Source organism: Nostoc sp. 106C, from assembly GCF_002154725.1.
Lineage (GTDB): Bacteria > Cyanobacteriota > Cyanobacteriia > Cyanobacteriales > Nostocaceae > Aulosira.
This window is the reverse complement of record NZ_MTAW01000037.1, coordinates 15,221-33,124: the sequence shown is the minus strand read 5'-3', so window position 1 is coordinate 33,124 and position 17,904 is coordinate 15,221. Positions and strand designations below refer to the sequence as shown.

The window sequence follows — 17,904 nt, the reverse complement described above, 5'->3', positions numbered from 1 at the left end:
GAACTGGCTACAAAAGAGCAAAATTAATCTAATTACACGAGTCACTAACTAATAATTACAGGGTGCTTTATCGATTTAATATCTAAAGATTTTTATAAACTCAATGAAAATAAAGAACATTAATAATATGGACAATACAAACCAAGGAAAAGCTTTGATTAAGGGAGACGTTGCCATCTTCCTAAGAGGTTTAATTATTGGCAAAGTGCTAACACTTATGGTGATTGGCGGACTGCTCTGGTGGTTGCTCAAGCCAGGCTTGTTGTCTCGCAATAACAGTGATTCCTCTAGCCAAAGTCTCAAGACCACCTCTAGTAATGCATCCACCTTTGGGTCACTTGCTGATGTGCCAACCGACTCATTTAATTACGGTGGTAGCACAGCTTGGGCACCTATTCGCCAAGTAGTAGATTCTCAAATTCTGAGTGCCAGACCTGAACTAAAGTTGCGCTACCTAGACCCAGTTAACGGTAGTCCTGGTTCTACCTCAGGTATCCGGATGTTACTGAATGGACAATTAGACTTTGCTCAGTCTTCCCGTCCCCTGACAGATGAAGAACAAGCCATTGCCAAACAGCGAGGTATCACCCTTGAGCAACGTCAGGTTGGTATTGATGGCATAGCAGTAGTAGTTAATCCCTCGCTGAAAATGCCGGGTTTAACTGTTGCCCAATTGCAGCAGATATATTTGGGGAAAGTTACTAACTGGAATCAGGTAGGGGGCCCAAATCTACCGATCACACCTTTTTCGCAACGACCAGAGAATGCAGACACAATTATCTTTTCTACCAATAGTGGCTTGAAACAACAAGCATTTGGCTCTAATGTCAAGTATGTCTACTCAACTACAGAGGCAGTCCGCCAACTCAGCAAAACTCCTGGCGGTATATATTACGCTTCTGCCCGTGCAGTTGTACCTCAATGTAAAGTGAAACCTTTGCCGCTGGGCCGCACTGCTACCGATTTAGTTTCTTCATACCGCGAACCGCTAGTGTCACCCGATCAGTGTCCACGTCAGCGCAACCAGGTAAATACTGAAGCCATCAAAAATGGCAGCTATCCAATTACCTCTAACTTGTTTGTGATTATTAAACAGAACAAAGGTCAAGAACAGAAGATTGGAGATGCCTATGCCAAACTTTTACTTACCGACCAAGGGCAAAAGGCAATTGAGCAAGCTGGTTTTGTAGGTGTTCGTTAGTCAATCTTTAATAGACTTCTGGCGAAAATAGTTAAGTTAAATTGTGTTTTGCCAATGCAAAAAAACTTTAGAAAAATGATGCTGATTACTAAAAGTAATGCATCTTCTCTTGAAAAATGATTTATGGCGATCGCACTTATTGCTCAGATACCCAACTTCTTCAATAAATTGGGTATCTATTCTCAGCTAATTGTCCAGTAGCAGTCTTTTGGAATTCACAACTTATTCAAGATTGCCATAACAGCTAATTGCGTTTTGGGGGAATTCCCCAAACCTTAATTTGTTTATCAAAACTACCACTGGCTAGCATTTGCCCATTTGGACTAAAAGCGATCGCACTTACCCAATCAGTATGGCTATTGAGTGTATTGATTAATTCACCTGTAGTTAAATCCCACAACTTAATCCCATCTTTACCAGCACTGGCTAAGATTTTGCCATCAGGGTTGATCGAAATAGCATTTACCCAGTTGTTATGTCCTGTCAGGGTGCGGATTAGTTCGCCAGTATAAATATTCCATATTTTAATTGTGCGATCGCGGCTAGCAGTGACAATGGTTGCTCCATCTGGGGTAAAAGCTACACTACTAACTAAATTGGAATGTCCTACATATGCGCGAATTAGTTTTCCTGTACTCAAGTTCCACAGTTTAACCACACCTTTATTGTCTCCACTAGCTAGAGTTTGACCATCAGGGCTAACTGCTAGGGTATAAATAAAGTTATCAAAGCTGGCTAGAGTAGCAAGAGGACGCTGCTGCGGCAAATCCCATAAACGAATTCCATCTATACCACCACTGATCAGAACTTTACTATCAGGGGATACAGCTAAAGACAGCACATTAGTACTGTGCCCAACAAAAGAGCGTTTAAATTTCTGATTTTTTAAGTTCCAAAGATTAATTGTGTAATCGCTACTACAGCTGGCGAGGGTTTGTCCATCTGGCGAAATCACCAAAGATTCTACGGCTGTTTTGTGTGCTTTGCGAATAGTCCCCACTCGTTCGCCTTTTGTTAGATTCCACAAGCGAATTACGCCCTCATTTTCAGCACCGCCACTGGCAAGAATTTTGCTATCTGGACTGAAAGCTAGAGATTTCACAGTTCCCCCATGTCCCTGAAGGGTGTAAATTAATTGAGGATTAGTAAAGCTGGTTCTAACTTGTGAGTTTGGTACTTCAAGAGCCGCATGAGCAGTTTTAATGGAAAACCCCTCCCAGAATGTAACTGGAAGGGTAATAGAAACCATAAATGCCAACACAATACACGGGCGAAGCACAGAATAATCCTTATCTTTTCCCTCGCTCCTCACTGTTTTTTCTCATTTTGTAACGCCTGTTGCTACCGTACTCTACTCTCCAACAAGCTGCCCTCCGGGCGTATACTGGTTCTCTTGTAGAGTATGGCAACACCAAAAACCTCACTTGGTTAAACTCCAAGTGAAGCACATTCAAAACCCCGCTACCTTACCAAGGCGCTGGCTCTAACCTATGTAACACTCAGTACTCTATTACTGGTGGGGTGGTTTTTTCTTCGTCACAGTTAGCATGGGTAAAGTTGGACTAGAGGAGCGCGATGGTAAGTAATGTTGCACCACAGGCTCCTCTTCTGGTAAGGGGCGGCGTTGCTGGATGCGCCACAGTTTGACACCAAGGCTGATTCCTGCTGTCACTAAACCAAAAGTAAATAACGACCAGCTATCATCTAATCCACCAATCAGCGCGTCTACTATGCCCATAGTAATTAATAAACTAATTAGTGGCTCTTTCCGGTAGGATGACTTTAAAAAACGAGGAAATATAACATTCATCACAGTTTGCTTTGATCCCGATTGGCTTTTATGTCAATTTACCGAGAATACCTCACCCGCAATTAGACCGTTTTTGGCCTTTCTGATGTCAAGGCATTTTCACGTATTATAATTATCTTAAGTAGGAGAGGAAGTGTAGTAATTAACCCTCTTGCACCTATAAATGCAAGTTCCGGATAAAACTGTCACTTTTTGTGTGCCTCTTAGCCATAGACGATAAGTCGTGGGAGGTAGTTTCGCTATCTGTTGCTTAAGTTAAAACCAGCTAGAATACCCAGCTGGTCAAAACTCTTCTAATTACTAGCTTACAACTTTAACGCCTGTGCTTTGTGGCAGCACTACTTGAGACCGAGCCATGATAGCACACCTTGATTAGTTAGGTATTCAATTACCACCATCAAGATGAAGCCAATCATTGCAGCTCGACCATTTAATCGTTCGGCATATTCATTAAAGCCAAATTTAGGCTCCTCTAGTTTGGGTGTAATAGTTGGCTTTGGTTGTGTCATCATTAACAATTCCTCTCTTCTTGTCGGCAAACGAAATTGATTGTAAGAAGTCTGTAAACGCTGCGGCTTTTCGCAGAATCGCTTCCGACCTAGTGCCATAGCCACTGGTCTTCAGACATCAGAACTTCCGTAGGTGTTGAACTGAGTTGCCATGTCTGGAACTCAAGCAACATAGCTTCAGAAATCCAGCAGCAGCTTTTTGGGGCTAACCCATGTAAACAACTGTTTACAATTTTTTATTATTCTTTATATATTTTAGAAAGACTAGGGCAATAGTCAAGGGTAAGAGTTGGTAGCACCTCAAAGGAAGTAGAGAAACTTAAGGCCATTTAGTTAGCTATCCCTAATACGGAAGTAGTCAGTCTGGTACTGGCAGGCTAAAGTGAAACCAAAATTTATCAGAGGCTATAAATGGAAATCGGCGTTCCCAAGGAAACTAAGGATCAAGAGTTTCGTGTAGGTTTGAGTCCTTCGAGCGTGCGGGTGTTGAGTGAAAACGGTCATGCTGTGTTCGTTCAAACACAAGCAGGTATTGGTGGTGGATTTACTGATGATGACTACATCAGTGCTGGGGCGGAGATTGTCCCCACACCAGAAACGGCGTGGAATCGAGAACTCGTTGTCAAAGTTAAAGAACCCCAAGCAAATGAGTATAAATTTTTACAGAAAGGGCAGATATTATTTACTTATCTGCATTTAGCAGCCGATCGCAAATTAACTGAACATTTAATTGATTGTGGCACTTGTGCGATCGCTTATGAAACTGTAGAACAACCTGGTTTCAACAAACTCCCTTTGCTCACACCGATGAGCATTATTGCTGGTCGGTTATCCGTACAATTTGGTGCAACCTATTTAGAACGTCACCAAGGTGGTCGAGGCGTTCTTTTAGGTGGGGTTCCGGGAGTCAAAGCAGGCAAAGTTGTAATTTTAGGTGGCGGCGTCGTTGGTACAGAAGCAGCTAGAATTGCCGTAGGTATGGGCGCGATTGTGCAAATATTGGACGTAAATGTTGATCGTTTATCCTACCTAGAAACTCTGTTTGGCTCTAGAGTTGAATTGCTTTATAGCAACTCTGCCCATATCGAAGCCGCAGTTAAAGAAGCTGACTTGCTTGTTGGTGCGGTTTTGGTGCCTGGACGTAGAGCACCAATATTAGTATCCCGCGAATTGGTACAACAAATGCATTCTGGTTCTGTAATTGTGGATGTTGCTGTTGACCAAGGCGGTTGTGTGGAAACTTTACGTACTACCACTCACACCAATCCAGTTTATGTGGAAGAAGGTGTAGTGCATTATGGCGTTCCCAATATGCCAGGTGCAGTACCTTGGACAGCTACCCAAGCACTCAACAACAGTACCTTACCTTACGTTGTCCAGTTAGCAAACTTGGGTATTAAAGCGTTGGAAGTTAACCCTGCACTTGCTAAAGGTGTAAATGTCCATAATCATCGCTTAGTGCATCCTGGCGTACAGCAGGTATTCCCCGATTTAGTCAGCTAAGGCCACAACAAACTTAATATTTATAGGAAGTTTGTATTTAGAAGGCTTTTCCAGAATTAAGCCTGACAGGTGTGGCATTTATACCTAATTAACCAGAATACCTTCTAGGCTAGTAGCGATTAGATACTTTACCAGATACGAAATTTCGTGTCTGGTAAATTTTCACATGTCAACGCGATCGCTTAATATCTTATCTATGAGCTGGAGGTATAAGTTTGCGATCGCTCTTTTTCTGCTCATCCTCCAGACAACTGACTTGTTGCAGTACCGGAATGCATTGGTTAATCAGCCAAATCAGAGTTTCTGTTACCGACTCTTCTTTTTGAATGCGGTCTAAGGCTTGCATACCAGCTAATAGAATTTTCAGACTTAGCAACACAGCGATTAATTTTTGGCTTAGACGGGAATTAGATTTCTTAGCTGACATTTCATTCACCTTTTTGGTTTACAAGGTGAATTATTTTTTTGGGTATTTCCTCAGACACCTTCCCCATGCGATGACTATAATGCTTGTATCATCCAGGTTTACGGCTTGGGGAACCTTGCCTGTTTGGGTAGTGCTAATTTCTTAAGATTGTCTTTATAAATGCCAAGGAATATTCGTTGGGATGAATCGGTTTTAGGTAACGCGCTAACTTTGATAGAAGCTTTACTGCAATTATCCGAACACCAATCAGAAAACTTACAACCAAAACTCCAGCTTTATGTTGATTGGGAAGCTGATAAACTGCGAGTTACAGGATACACAACCAAACTGACATCGGGAAGAATAGCCAGAACAGTTGAGGTAAGTACAAAAAAAGAACATCTACTCAAATGTGTTAAAGCCGTAAACAAAAGCTTAAAACTACCTCAGCGTAAAAGAGAATCTGGTAGTAATCACTCAGAAAGAGAGTTACAGGAAATCCAGTATGTCTTCGACAGTCTTAGAGAGTTGAGACTGTTGGCGGAAGATAGCAACAAGACTAGAAAGAATTAAGGCTATTGGAAATTTACGCTGACACTAAAACATCAAACTGCATCAAAGCAAGAGAATCTGGGAGTAGTAAAGCAGAAGTGGAACGAACATCCCAAGACAAATTCTTCAGCGACTTCTAAGATTACCCAAACAACAGATAAAAGCATCGACTGGCGTGAGATTTGCTACAAGATGCTGGAAACGCAGCAAGAATCTGTAAAACTGAAACGCAAAGCCACAGAAAAAGGATTTGAAATTAATGTTCATGTTGCCTTAGGTTTGATTGAGCGATCGCTTTCTTAATGACCTCAGGAAATTTGATGGATCTATTTGTGTCATCAGCAATCAAATTAGAGAAAATATTCCGTTAAAATTTTTTACACCCAGCCAATCAATTGATGATGTGTTACTTTGGCTGCGGCCTCTGTAAAGGCAGGATGAGTCAAGCTTAGAGATTTATAATCAACGCTTCTAAAAAAGTAGCGATCGCTCTCCATTCAAATAGTCAAATCAGCTACCCTTGCTCATTAATATTAATAAAGTTACTTAGTAAGCGATCGCCCTTGAGTTACGATAACACCTGCAAATACCTTGCAGAAAACTACCCAGCCGATTTTGCTAAATGGTTACTTGCATCTGAAACTTCAGATATCCAAGTACTTAAAACCGAACTGAATCTGGAACCAATTCGCGCTGATTCAGTGACTTTTCTGCAAATCTCCAGCCAAATCCTGCATTTAGAGTTTCAAACTTCACCAGCATCCACACCACCACTCGACTTTCGGATGCTTGATTACTACACCAGATTGAAACGCCAATACTGGTGCGATATTGAGCAGGTATTGATTTTTCTCCAACCTACATCCTCCGAAATTGTTTTTAATACTCAATATGTAGATAAGAAAACCAGACACGAATATCGAGTGATTCGCTTATGGGAAGAAGATCCAACACCGTTACTAGCTAACCCCGCACTCTTACCACTGGCGACATTGGCTAGAACCGACTCACCCGAAGACTTACTCGAACAAGTCGCTGCTGCTGTCGATATGATTGAGGTAACAGACGAAAAACAAAATATATCAGCTTGCGTACAGGTTCTAGCTGGTTTGCGGTTTGAAAAGAATTTGATTAGACAACTTTTTAGAGAGGAAATTATGCAAGAGTCTGTGATTTATCAAGATATTTTGCAAAAAGGATTGCAACAAGGCTTGCAACAGGGAGAACAACTAGGCAAGAAACAGGAGGCGCTAGAACTGATTCTCCGTCTTTTGACACGTCGCTTTGGGACAATTGATCTGGATACAGAACAGCAGATTCGTGCTTTATCTATCACTCAGCTAGAGGATTTAGCTGAGGCGCTGTTAGATTTTACTAGCCAAAGCGATGTGGTGAATTATCTGGCGAATATTTCCCCACCTCAAACCAATCAATAAGATTAAGCAGCTGTATCGACGCGATCGCCTCACCTAACACTACTCAACTACAATAGAGATAGACTTTGTTGAGATTTGTATCGTTGGGGATTAGCTGTCATGGCTCCCGCCGTTTTAATTCAAAATCTGCAAAAGCGCTATGGCACGGTTGAAGCCGTCAAAGATGTCTCCTTTGCGGTAGAACCGGGAGAAATCTTTGGCTTACTTGGCCCCAATGGCGCTGGCAAAACTACTACTCTGCGTGCTTTGTGTACACTCACCACACCGGATGCTGGCAAAATCGAAGTATCTGGAATCTCGGTATTAGATAACCCCAGAGTGGCAAGACAAAAGCTTGGTTATGTGGCTCAAGAAGTCGCTTTAGATAAGGTGCTGACTGGTAGAGAATTGCTACAACTACAAGCGGCGCTTTATCACCTCCCCGGCGCGGTAGGGAAACAGCGAATTGAGACGGTGTTAGATTTACTTGGTTTGCAAGAATACGCTAATAAAAAAAGCGGAACTTATTCTGGCGGTTTACGCAAGCGCCTTGATTTAGCGGCTGGATTGCTTCATGCACCGGATGTTTTGGTGTTGGATGAGCCAACTGTAGGACTTGATATAGAAAGCCGCTTTGTTGTGTGGGACTTCCTGCGGAAGTTACGCGCCTCTGGAACGACGGTAGTAATTACCAGCCATTATTTAGAAGAGATTGATGCCTTAGCCGATCGCGTGGCTATTATCGATCGCGGCGTTGTGATAGCCGCTGGGACACCTTCACAATTGAAGGATCAAGTAGGAGGCGATCGCATTACTTTGCGAATCCGCGAGTTCTCCCCCATAGAGGAAGCGGAAAAAGCCAAACACCTCTTGCAAACTTTGCCATTAGTGCAGGAAGTGATCGTTAACAGCGCTCAAGGTAATTCCCTTAACTTGGTAGTGACACCGCAGAATGACGCGCTGATTACCATCCAACAAACCTTGAATACTGCTGGCTTGCCGATTTTTGGTATTGCCCAATCTCGCCCCAGCTTAGATGACGTTTACCTCGCCGCTACAGGACGCACTTTGATGGATGCGGAACTCGCAGCAGTAACCAATCGCGATCTGAAAGCTGAGAAAAAGCAGAATATGAGGTAAGGGCTGGGGATGAGGAAGACGCGGTGACTTAGGGACGCGGGCACGCACAGAAATGACAAATTACAAATGACAACTGACAAATATGAGCTTTACTCCTAAATCTGATATAAATTGGCAGCCAGCAACATCACCGCAAGGTTACGCTACTGCTACTCCTAATTTTTTTGGTGAATTAGTACAAGAGACTTTGGCCTTAACTCGTCGCTTGTTTATTCAGTTGCAACGCCGTCCTTCAACTCTATTAGCGGGAATTGTTCAACCTGTGATGTGGCTGGTGTTGTTTGGTGCTTTGTTCCAAAATGCTCCCAAAGGCATTTTTGGCAGCACAACAAATTACGGTCAATTCTTAGCTGCTGGTGTGATTGTTTTTACCGCATTTGCTGGGGCGCTGAATGCTGGTTTACCAGTGATGTTTGACCGTGAGTTTGGCTTTTTGAATCGATTACTGGTAGCGCCTTTAGCATCACGATTTTCAATTGTCTTTGCATCAGCAATCTTTATCATCAGTCAAAGTTTGCTGCAAGCAGCGGTAATTGTCGCCGCCGCCGCATTTTTAGGTGCGGGTTTACCTGATGTAGCTGGTTTAGGTGCGATCGCTTTAATTGTCTTTTTACTAGCTTTGGGGGTAACAGCTATATCCCTTGGCTTGGCTTTTGCTCTCCCCGGACACATTGAACTGATTGCAGTAATCTTTGTCACTAACCTACCACTATTATTTGCTAGTACTGCTTTGGCACCTTTATCTTTTATGCCGAAGTGGTTGCAGGTTGTTGCGACTCTCAATCCTCTCAGTTACGCCATTGAACCAATTCGCTATCTTTATCTCCACGGTAATTGGAGCTTAGGTAGTGTAGTAATGCAAGCTCCTTGGGGTGCTGTTACTTTTGGGGAAGCATTACTGGTGTTACTTGGCTTTGCTTTGGTCGCCTTGTTAAGTATTCAACCCCAACTTCGGCGAACTCTTGCTTAAGATATAAGCATGATTTCCTTGTAAAAAAATTGAGGGGAAAATCCCATGAAAAAACCGTTATTACCCCTTGGCAAACTTGTATTTGCTACCGTAGCTGGAATTGGCTGCGCTTCCTTACTGATGGCTCAACCTAGTTTGGCTCAACTCAGTACCGTGGATTCATTTCCTGGCGCAGATACCAACCAAAATAATAATGCCGATCCATTCTCCCGTGGCGGCAACTCAGATTTCAATATGTTTGATTTGATTCATCGAGCTAATTTTGGGACTCTTAACTGGAACCCTGCGCAACAGAACCAACAATTAGACGAAGCAACCCTTGAATTTAAAAAAAGGCAACAACAGGCAATTCAAAATGGTGGCAAGCTAGGAACTACACCTCAAGCTTTGCCAATCATCAGGCTTCCAGAAAATACCCCTGCACAGCAGACAATACCAGCAAAAAACTAAAGGGATCGCAAACTTCTCTAAATACACCTTGCTTCCACCGTTTTTAGTGGAAGCAAAGGTAAAAAAGTAATTATTAACGATCGCGTGAAATCTACTATATACCCAAAGCAGTTAGAACATCACTGGCGTGGGTAGCAGTATTGACAGTTGAATCAACATGAATGATTTTGCCATTGGGGTCAATTACATAGGTGACGCGCTTGGCATAACCGCCACCATCAACATCGTAGGCTTTGATCAGGCTTTTGTCAGTGTCAGCCAATAAAGGAAAATTCAGATTATATTTAGCGGTGAATGCTTGATGGGAAGCTTCATCATCTGCACTCACTCCTAGTACTACAACATCTTTACCTTGATAATCGGGTTGAGCATCCCGGAAACTACAGGCTTGTTTGGTACATCCTGGAGTATCGTCTTTGGGGTAGAAATACAAAACCACTGTCTTACCTGCAAAATCTGATAAAGACACGGTGTTGCCGTTGGTGTCTTTAGCGGTAAATTTAGGTGCGTCCGTACCAACTGCTAGAGGCATAAGTTTAGTGTTTTCTCAATCTTCAGGTTTAGTGCCAGAGTCAAGTTATTTTCAAGTAACCTTGTTTGACTTTTACCATTACTCGCAAAGTATAATTCAGTACCAAGATAATTTTTAATACTGTCATATTTGGAGCTTGGTTAAGTACGAATAATGGTTACTTTGTTGCTTGATTCCACTTAATTTTATCAAAATTTCATAGCTTTTAAGAATTCTTAATAGGTCGTTCGTAGTTAGGTGTTCACTAGTGGGCACAGAGTAACTCAACAATTCACAATTACACTCGTTACTACATAAGATTCCTGATGCGCAACAATACTGAGTATTTTAAAAATTTAAAGTGAAATACTGTTTTGTAGCCTGTGATCCATTTAAGGACAAATGACCAATGAGAGTTTTCTCCTGTTGAAGACTTGGACAAGCATTACCTGCTAACAGGTTTTGTGAGTTAGTTAATTTGGAATAGCTGAGATAGCTGGTGCTGTAAAACAGCTATATTAGTTCAGTCAAGCTATATCGAGCTAAAAATATCGAGATATCTAAAATGCCTGCTGTTGATTCCCAAAACCCAAAAACGTTTTCCTATCCTCAAAGTACTGTAGAACGAGCTGAGCGATCACTTATTTGTTCTCCCTTCAATGCGGCTTTATTAGTAGCGATGCATCACCAAAGTGTGTCATTGAATGCGATCGCTCAGGATAGCGGTATCAAGCATGGCTACACTAAACGTTCTTTATCAGAATTAGCTTGTGATAACGCCTTGGATTGGTTGATTGAAGTGGGTGTACTGCGACGCGAAGTTGATGGACAAGGAATTACGGATGGTTTTCGTCTCACTCCCTTAGGTCAACAGTTAGCAGAAAAATACCAAAGTAAAAATTGGCGTCAGCCCTCATGGCGCGATCGCGTACAAAATGCTATGACTCGGTGGTTGAGATTGCCTTTTTAGAGTAGAAAACCAAAGAGTTAGGATAAAGAACTAAAAGGGAACAATATATACGCAAGCATCGACCCCCTTTATAAGGCCTTTACATCAGCCTCTGACTAAGTTTGTCCGGTGATTGTACGGTGTATATAAGATATAGGAAGCACTTAGGCACCCTCTAGGATTAGGGACTGAATGCCCTACCTTCAATGCTTCTATCAGCTTCCTAGCTTGTTAAATATTGACGAGTAGATTACCAAATTACCGTTCACCCCTGAAATTCCACCCCTTATATTGAAAAACTGATAGTCATTATGAAATCAATTATGGTTGTGGGGACAACATCCCACGCAGGGAAATCACTGATAACTACAGCTATTTGTCGCATTCTGTCGCGGCGTGGCTGGCGAGTGGCTCCCTTTAAAGGTCAAAATATGGCTTTAAATGCTTATGTAACCGCTAGTGGTGGAGAGATTGGCTACGCCCAAGCAGTACAAGCTTGGGCGGCAGGAGTTGTGCCTTGGGTAGAAATGAACCCAATTTTACTGAAGCCCCAAGGTGATATGACTTCCCAAGTAATTCTTAAAGGCAGGCCTGTGGGTAAAGTCAGTGCGGTAGATTACTACGAGCAGTACTTTGAACTAGGTTGGCGGACAATTGAAGAATCCCTACAGCATTTAGGTACAGAATTTGACTTGCTGGTTTGCGAAGGTGCCGGTAGCCCTGCGGAAATTAACCTCAAGCACCGCGATTTAACCAATATGCGGGTAGCAAAATATTTAAATGCACCTACTATACTCGTAGTTGATATTGACCGGGGTGGTGCTTTTGCCCATGTAATTGGCACTCTAGAGTTATTAGACCAGGAAGAACGGGATTTAATTAAGGGTGTTGTAATTAACAAGTTCCGCGGACAGCGATCAATCTTAGAGCCAGGAATAAAATGGTTAGAAGCACGGACTGGTATCCCTGTGATCGGTGTTATTCCCTACTTGGAACATATGTTTCCGGCAGAAGATTCCCTCGACCTGTTGGAGAGGAAATCACATAAAAGCCATGCTGACTTAGATATTGCAGTTCTCCGCTTACCAAGAATTGCTAACTTTACTGACTTCGATCCATTGGAATCAGAACCCACAGTCTCGGTGAGATATTTAAGCCCCAAGCAAGAATTAGGTCATCCAGATGCAGTAATTATCCCAGGCACAAAGACGACAATTGCTGATTTGATAATGCTACAAAAGAGCGGTATGGCAGAAGCAATACAAAACTATGCAGCTTCTGGTGGAACTGTTTTAGGCATCTGCGGTGGCTATCAAATGCTGGGTCAGATGATAGCCGATCCAGAGGGGATAGAGGGACAAGCTGGGAGATATCAAGGGCTAAATTTATTACCCATCAGAACTGTAATTACTGGACAGAAAATTGCCCGTCAGCGCCAAGTTAGCTCAAATTTCCCGCAAATGGGTTTACCAGTATATGGGTTTGAAATCCATCAAGGGCGATCGCGCATCGAACAGCAAGCAGATAGCCAAGCCTTCCAACCTCTATTTGATGATGTTAATTTAGGGATGGTAGATAGTTGTCAATCAGTTTGGGGTACTTATCTCCACGGAATCTTTGACAATGGTCCTTGGAGACGCGCTTGGTTAAATCGCCTGCGTCAACAACGGGGTTTAAAATCCCTGCCTACAGGTGTTGCTAATTACCGAGAACAGCGAGAGCAGACTTTGGATTCCCTAGCCACGGAAATTGAAAATCATTTAGACTTAACGCCCTTTTTGTCCTAGGGAGGTTGGTGTTTCATGAGTGTTCGCGTCCAGTTTTTACCAGATGATGTCACAGTCAATGCTGAAGTGGGAGAAGCCCTCTTAGATGTAGCAGATCGGGCGGGGATATTTATCCCCACTGGCTGTCTGATGGGGACTTGTCACGCTTGTACTGTGGAATTAGAGGATGGAGATACTATCCGTGCTTGTATCACAGCCATACCACCAGGACGCGAACAATTAACGATCAATCTGTTTAGCGATCCAACTTGGTGATAGTCAATGGTAGACATCGCCTCTCTACCACACCAGTAATAAACAGTTGCAGTGTAAAGCTGAAAGTGCTTTGCTCCAGACTATTGGATGGTTAATTTATATATTTAGCTTTTACTAAATATGAATATTTTACAAATGTCGCTTATGACATTATACAGTGAGTTGGAAAAGATTTTTCGCCAACAAATATTAGATAGTTACCCTTCAGATTGGGACGAAGATTACATTACCAGGAAAATCTTATTTGAATATAGAAAGCTATTTCGTAATATTCAAATTAACGGTTTATCTTCTCTACCTATCACTATTAACTCAGCAGCATATAAATTTATTGGAAATACAGAAACTCAATTTGGTGATATAGGCTTTATTGTAAAAATAACATATTCTGGGAGCCATTCTTTTGAAGGAGCGACTTCTCTTGAAGCCAAAAAGATACATAAAAATAAAAGAAGTTTTGAAGAAATTAAAGGTAAACAATTGAATAAAATCAGTAGTAGAATTCAATATCCTATGTTATTAATGTATGATAATAAGCCTATTAAGAAGTTTCATGACTATTCATTTTTTCCTACAACAACTAAACACAACCATGCAGTAGTTGTACCTATAAATATAGTAGAATCAATTATTAGAGAAAGAGATCCATATTATATAGATAAAGATAAAAATTATAAAGTTCCAATAGATGGAAATAATATATATAAATTTTCTGTTCCCTTAGCTTATCAAATATTATTTAGATATTTTCGCGGACTAGATTTAGATTTTAACCAGGAATTAATCCGGAATCTGAAAGGTTATCAAAATCAAGATTTATCTTACTTGCAAGAAAGTAACTTACCTCAATATCTATTGGTTGTGTCCGTAAGTTATGGAGAAGCCGAAACTATGATCGACTTTGATATTAATACAGAAATTTTTACTGAAATAACATCCTCAGAATTAGATGAAGTTGAATTTTAAAAGTACTCTAAAATATTAAAATAAAATTTTTATTAGCTGAATGATATGCATTTACAGATTTATGGCATTTTCTAAATCAGCCTGAATTAATGGTTGATTATATAAATATTTATAAAAACAATTTAACCGTGATTTTGCCAATGATTCCCTGAATGGCGTAGGAAACACTTAGCCTTAGAAAACTTCCTGCTCAACATTCGCTCAAATTTTAATTTTTACTTTGTGGGCAATTCCCACACTACATTTCAGTGGGTAATTATGGACAGAAATTCGCTGTAATTTTTATTTAAAAATATATGACTTGATTTCTTGCTCAATAGACTCACTAATAATCTCTGTTCCCATCGCAGGTTTGTCAAGATTGACTCTTACAAAATTTGTCTTGTCTAGTTCGGTAAATTTTTTGTCATTGTTAGAGTCTTTAATAATTTTGAGAAACAAGGCGTTTTGACTGGGAACAATCACCCAATTGAGGATTTGAGTGTTATTGGGGGTAACTTGTACAAGATTTTTACCTGACAAATCAGATAGATAGCCAAGTATTGCATCTTCAAAGTTGATTTTTTTATCTACGTTTGTATCTTGTTCAAGAATTTTATATAACCAAAATCTTGTAGGTGTCTTACCTGCTAGTTTTGTCTCTAAGAAATCGAAGGAATTTATAATTGCTTTTTTATTTAACAAAACATGAGTTGCCCCATCTTGCTTATGATAAAAAATAAAGTTGTATAGTTTGTATTCTTTGGCAGAGGAACGCGAAAGACTATAATTACTTTCTTGATCTTGACTTTCTTCTGGGAGATTAACTGGAATCATCAGATAATCTGATTGCTCTTTAATAATTAAATCGCCATAGCCAAGCTTTTGTTGTGACTTTTGCTCTTCAGTGGCTTTAGCTTGTGTTTTCTCTATTCTTCTGTTAGCAATTGGCTCACAAGAAAAAGCAAATGTAGCTATAAAAATGGCTATAGTAATTTTCTTCCAAAAACAATTAACAATCATTAAAATCTCCCAGTCAGATATTTTGCTGTTCTATTGTATTCTTGAATGTAAAATTTATATCATAATAAAAAAAGCCCACTGATGTGAGCTTGTTAATTATATGTAAGGTGGGTGAAGTACCTTAATCTCAATGGTATAGGTTTCTTGGGCACACTAATTAGGGCTTGCTAAAAAAGTAGTAAAAAAGCCTTTGAAGGATTAATTAGTTATTCAAGCAAGGGAAAAAGATAAGTTTTTATTGTTTGAGAGTATAACAAATATAAATTTCGTTAATCATAATTGGTAAAAAAATGATTAATTTGTTGGGATAATTTATTCCTTGAAAATCTAAAATTCAAAATAATATTAACCCCCGGCTGGAAGAACCAGGAGTGTTAAGAAAATATGCCTGCATCATTATAAACGTTGGAGTAGGCTTAAACCGTGGGTATCAGTGCCACAGGTATTGAAAAGACCGTATTCATCAGCTAAATGTTGCACTTGTTGTGATTCTAAAGCACTAGGTTTCCAAGGGTTGGGATTGTTGTAAGCGTAGAAAGTTTCAACGCCATCAATTCCATTGTCAGCCGCCGCAGGAATCAAATCTAAATGCGATCGCTTATAACGCGCTGGATGAGCTAGTACAGCTAATCCCCCTGCTTCATGAATAGCAGCAATTACATTCTTTGCTTGATATTCTTTGCCTGTAGTAGCTTTTCTTTGCAAATAGGGTTTCATGCTGGTGTGTTCTGGCTGGAAAGAGTAAGCCAAAATATGAACTTCAATATCCAAAAGGTTGGCATTAATTTCCACACCACTCCATAGATGGGGAATGGTTGCACCTGGATTATTCCACCTCCAGTCTTCTAACCAAGCTTTTGCCGCTTGATAGCCACCAATAGTATGATGGTCGGTGATTGCTAGCCCTTGTAGCCCAATGGTGATCGCTTGTTCTATTAAGGCTTGTGGTTGCAATCTGCCATCAGAGTGGACAGTGTGCATATGAAAGTTAAATAATCTTGGGCAACTTTGGGCATCAATATTCTGAAATACTTGCTTTAAAATTTCCGTGGAAGCACAAGTCCGAGCAAAGTTTACAACCATAACCCCCTCTGAGATAAAAATACGTTGTTCTAAACATTCCAACACGCCACACATTTACAGATAAGAAACCACCAACACTTTAAGCTAGTGCTGGTAGGTGTTTTCTCGAATTTGACCGCAAATTTTTCAATATGTTAAGACTACGTTAGCAAATCTCAACGCTGACGGCCATGAGTATTTTCGATGGGAATAATCAGAATAGGTAACAAATACTGCCAAAAATCTCATTGCAGATAGTCACAAGCTTCATCGCATATAGCTACTAATCATTAAGCTTAGTAGAGCGCTCCTCAATACAAATCTTTAATATCCTTTATTTACTCGTATTAATTTATTCATTTATTTAAGCAATCCCACTAATGAATTAGAACCAGTAATTACTTCACCGATCACAAAAGCTGGAATATCTTGTGATTGAAAGTAGGTAATTGCCTGTTCTACGTGCTGGGGTGGAACCAGCAGCACAAAGCCAATACCCATATTGAAGGTGTTGTACATTGCTTGGGCACTTACTCCTCCAGCTTCAGCCAACCATTGAAATACAGGGGGGATCGCCCAACTATTGGGGTCAACTTGAATTGCTTGACCTGTTCCTAAGCATCTGGGTAAATTTTCTGGCAAACCACCACCTGTGATGTGCGCCATACCATGAATTTCTATCCCAGCTTGACGTGCAGATAGCACGGGTTTGACATAAATTTGCGTAGGCTTGAGGAATGTTTCACCGATAGTTTCGCCACCTAATAATTCTGGGCGTTCACTCCAAGCGAATCCGCGATCGCTGACAATCTTCCGCACCAAACTCAAGCCATTACTGTGTATCCCAGAACTTGCAAGAGCGATCGCTACATCTCCTAACTGTACTTGGGAACCATCTAGCATCTGGCTTTTTTCCACAATTCCCACAGAAAATCCAGCCAAGTCATACTCACCCACTTGGTAGAAACCAGGCATTTCTGCTGTTTCTCCTCCTAGCAAAGCACAACCAGCCTGCTTACACCCAGAGGCTATACCCGCAACGACCTCGGTTAATTGCTCTTTCTCCAGCTTACCTGTTGCCAAATAATCTAAGAAAAACAATGGTTCTGCCCCAGATGTCAACACATCATTAACACACATCGCTACCAAATCAATACCTACAGTGTCATGGTGGTTGAGAATTTGAGCAATTTTTAGCTTTGTACCTACACCATCTGTCCCAGAAACTAATACTGGTTCCTGGTAACCTGCTGGAAGCTGGAAGCAACCACCAAAGCCACCCAGCCCACCAAGTACTTCTTTTCTAAAAGTACTGTGAACCAAATTGCGAATTTGATCTACAAAGGCTCTACCAGCCTCAACATCAACCCCAGCATCGCGATAATCCATTCCTGACTGCACTGTTATCAATCTGTT

General features: G+C 41.0%; 18 protein-coding genes and 1 pseudogene. 11 read left to right on the top strand and 8 right to left on the bottom strand.

From position 1 onward, the window contains the following. Positions 1-127: 127 nt before the first annotated feature. Positions 128-1,201: a PstS family phosphate ABC transporter substrate-binding protein gene (locus BV375_RS01920; RefSeq protein ID WP_086756674.1), complete on the top strand. Its 1,074-nt coding sequence runs from the start codon at positions 128-130 to the stop codon at positions 1,199-1,201. Between the two features lie 244 nt (positions 1,202-1,445). Here BV375_RS01920 and BV375_RS01915 read toward each other — a convergent pair whose 3' ends face one another. From BV375_RS01915 to BV375_RS01905, 3 genes are all read right to left on the bottom strand, one after another. Continuing rightward, a complete protein-coding gene (locus BV375_RS01915) occupies positions 1,446-2,450 on the bottom strand; it encodes a WD40 repeat domain-containing protein (RefSeq protein WP_086756672.1) in 1,005 nt (334 codons plus the stop codon). A 261-nt stretch (positions 2,451-2,711) separates the two neighbouring features. Then, positions 2,712-3,011 (bottom strand): hypothetical protein, encoded by a 300-nt coding sequence (locus BV375_RS01910; protein WP_086756670.1) that lies wholly within the window; start codon positions 3,009-3,011, stop codon positions 2,712-2,714. Positions 3,012-3,349: 338 nt separating this feature from the next. After that, positions 3,350-3,520, bottom strand: a complete 171-nt coding sequence (locus tag BV375_RS01905) for a chlorophyll a/b-binding protein (protein ID WP_086684156.1) — start codon at positions 3,518-3,520, stop codon at positions 3,350-3,352. 411 nt (positions 3,521-3,931) lie between these two features. Here BV375_RS01905 and ald point away from each other — a divergent pair, with 411 nt between their 5' ends. Then, entirely contained in the window at positions 3,932-5,023 is a 1,092-nt protein-coding gene (ald, locus tag BV375_RS01900) for an alanine dehydrogenase (RefSeq protein WP_086756667.1), read from the top strand. 190 nt (positions 5,024-5,213) lie between these two features. Here the strand turns inward: ald and BV375_RS01895 are convergent, their stop codons facing one another. Further along, on the bottom strand, positions 5,214-5,450 hold the full coding sequence (locus BV375_RS01895; protein ID WP_086756665.1) for a hypothetical protein: 237 nt from the start codon (positions 5,448-5,450) through the stop codon (positions 5,214-5,216). A gap of 159 nt (positions 5,451-5,609) precedes the next feature. On the opposite strand from BV375_RS01895, the pseudogene BV375_RS01890 reads away from it, so the two are divergent. The 5 genes and pseudogenes from BV375_RS01890 to BV375_RS01870 all read left to right on the top strand — a co-directional run. Next, positions 5,610-6,074 (top strand): annotated as a pseudogene (locus BV375_RS01890) (hypothetical protein); the annotation flags it as partial. 470 nt (positions 6,075-6,544) lie between these two features. After that, on the top strand, positions 6,545-7,417 hold the full coding sequence (locus BV375_RS01885; protein ID WP_086756660.1) for a DUF4351 domain-containing protein: 873 nt from the start codon (positions 6,545-6,547) through the stop codon (positions 7,415-7,417). 99 nt (positions 7,418-7,516) lie between these two features. Further along, positions 7,517-8,536, top strand: a complete 1,020-nt coding sequence (locus tag BV375_RS01880; RefSeq protein ID WP_086756657.1) for an ABC transporter ATP-binding protein — start codon at positions 7,517-7,519, stop codon at positions 8,534-8,536. Between the two features lie 82 nt (positions 8,537-8,618). Then, positions 8,619-9,506, top strand: a complete 888-nt coding sequence (locus tag BV375_RS01875; protein ID WP_086756655.1) for an ABC transporter permease — start codon at positions 8,619-8,621, stop codon at positions 9,504-9,506. Between the two features lie 45 nt (positions 9,507-9,551). Beyond that, on the top strand, positions 9,552-9,956 hold the full coding sequence (locus tag BV375_RS01870; protein ID WP_086756653.1) for a hypothetical protein: 405 nt from the start codon (positions 9,552-9,554) through the stop codon (positions 9,954-9,956). A 94-nt stretch (positions 9,957-10,050) separates the two neighbouring features. Here BV375_RS01870 and BV375_RS01865 read toward each other — a convergent pair whose 3' ends face one another. Continuing rightward, on the bottom strand, positions 10,051-10,488 hold the full coding sequence (locus BV375_RS01865; protein ID WP_086756650.1) for a peroxiredoxin: 438 nt from the start codon (positions 10,486-10,488) through the stop codon (positions 10,051-10,053). Positions 10,489-11,032: 544 nt separating this feature from the next. Between BV375_RS01865 and BV375_RS01860 the strand changes: the two genes are divergently transcribed. From BV375_RS01860 to BV375_RS01845, 4 genes are all read left to right on the top strand, one after another. Further along, positions 11,033-11,437, top strand: coding sequence for an Npun_F0494 family protein (locus BV375_RS01860; RefSeq protein WP_086756647.1), 405 nt, complete (start codon positions 11,033-11,035; stop codon positions 11,435-11,437). A 290-nt stretch (positions 11,438-11,727) separates the two neighbouring features. Continuing rightward, the gene (gene cobQ, locus BV375_RS01855; protein WP_086756645.1) at positions 11,728-13,203 is read left to right on the top strand and encodes a cobyric acid synthase CobQ; all 1,476 of its coding nucleotides are present in this window, start codon (positions 11,728-11,730) and stop codon (positions 13,201-13,203) included. Between the two features lie 15 nt (positions 13,204-13,218). Beyond that, entirely contained in the window at positions 13,219-13,458 is a 240-nt protein-coding gene (locus BV375_RS01850; RefSeq protein ID WP_086756643.1) for a 2Fe-2S iron-sulfur cluster binding domain-containing protein, read from the top strand. A gap of 120 nt (positions 13,459-13,578) precedes the next feature. Continuing rightward, positions 13,579-14,424: a hypothetical protein gene (locus BV375_RS01845; protein ID WP_143841952.1), complete on the top strand. Its 846-nt coding sequence runs from the start codon at positions 13,579-13,581 to the stop codon at positions 14,422-14,424. 282 nt (positions 14,425-14,706) lie between these two features. On the opposite strand, the gene BV375_RS01840 is transcribed toward BV375_RS01845, so the two are convergent. The 3 genes from BV375_RS01840 to purM all read right to left on the bottom strand — a co-directional run bounded on the left by BV375_RS01840 (position 14,707) and on the right by purM (position 17,877). Further along, positions 14,707-15,426, bottom strand: coding sequence for a hypothetical protein (locus tag BV375_RS01840; protein ID WP_086756637.1), 720 nt, complete (start codon positions 15,424-15,426; stop codon positions 14,707-14,709). A gap of 396 nt (positions 15,427-15,822) precedes the next feature. Next, a complete protein-coding gene (locus tag BV375_RS01835; protein WP_086756701.1) occupies positions 15,823-16,509 on the bottom strand; it encodes a PHP domain-containing protein in 687 nt (228 codons plus the stop codon). A gap of 339 nt (positions 16,510-16,848) precedes the next feature. After that, a complete protein-coding gene (gene purM, locus BV375_RS01830) occupies positions 16,849-17,877 on the bottom strand; it encodes a phosphoribosylformylglycinamidine cyclo-ligase (protein WP_086756634.1) in 1,029 nt (342 codons plus the stop codon). Positions 17,878-17,904: the final 27 nt, after the last annotated feature.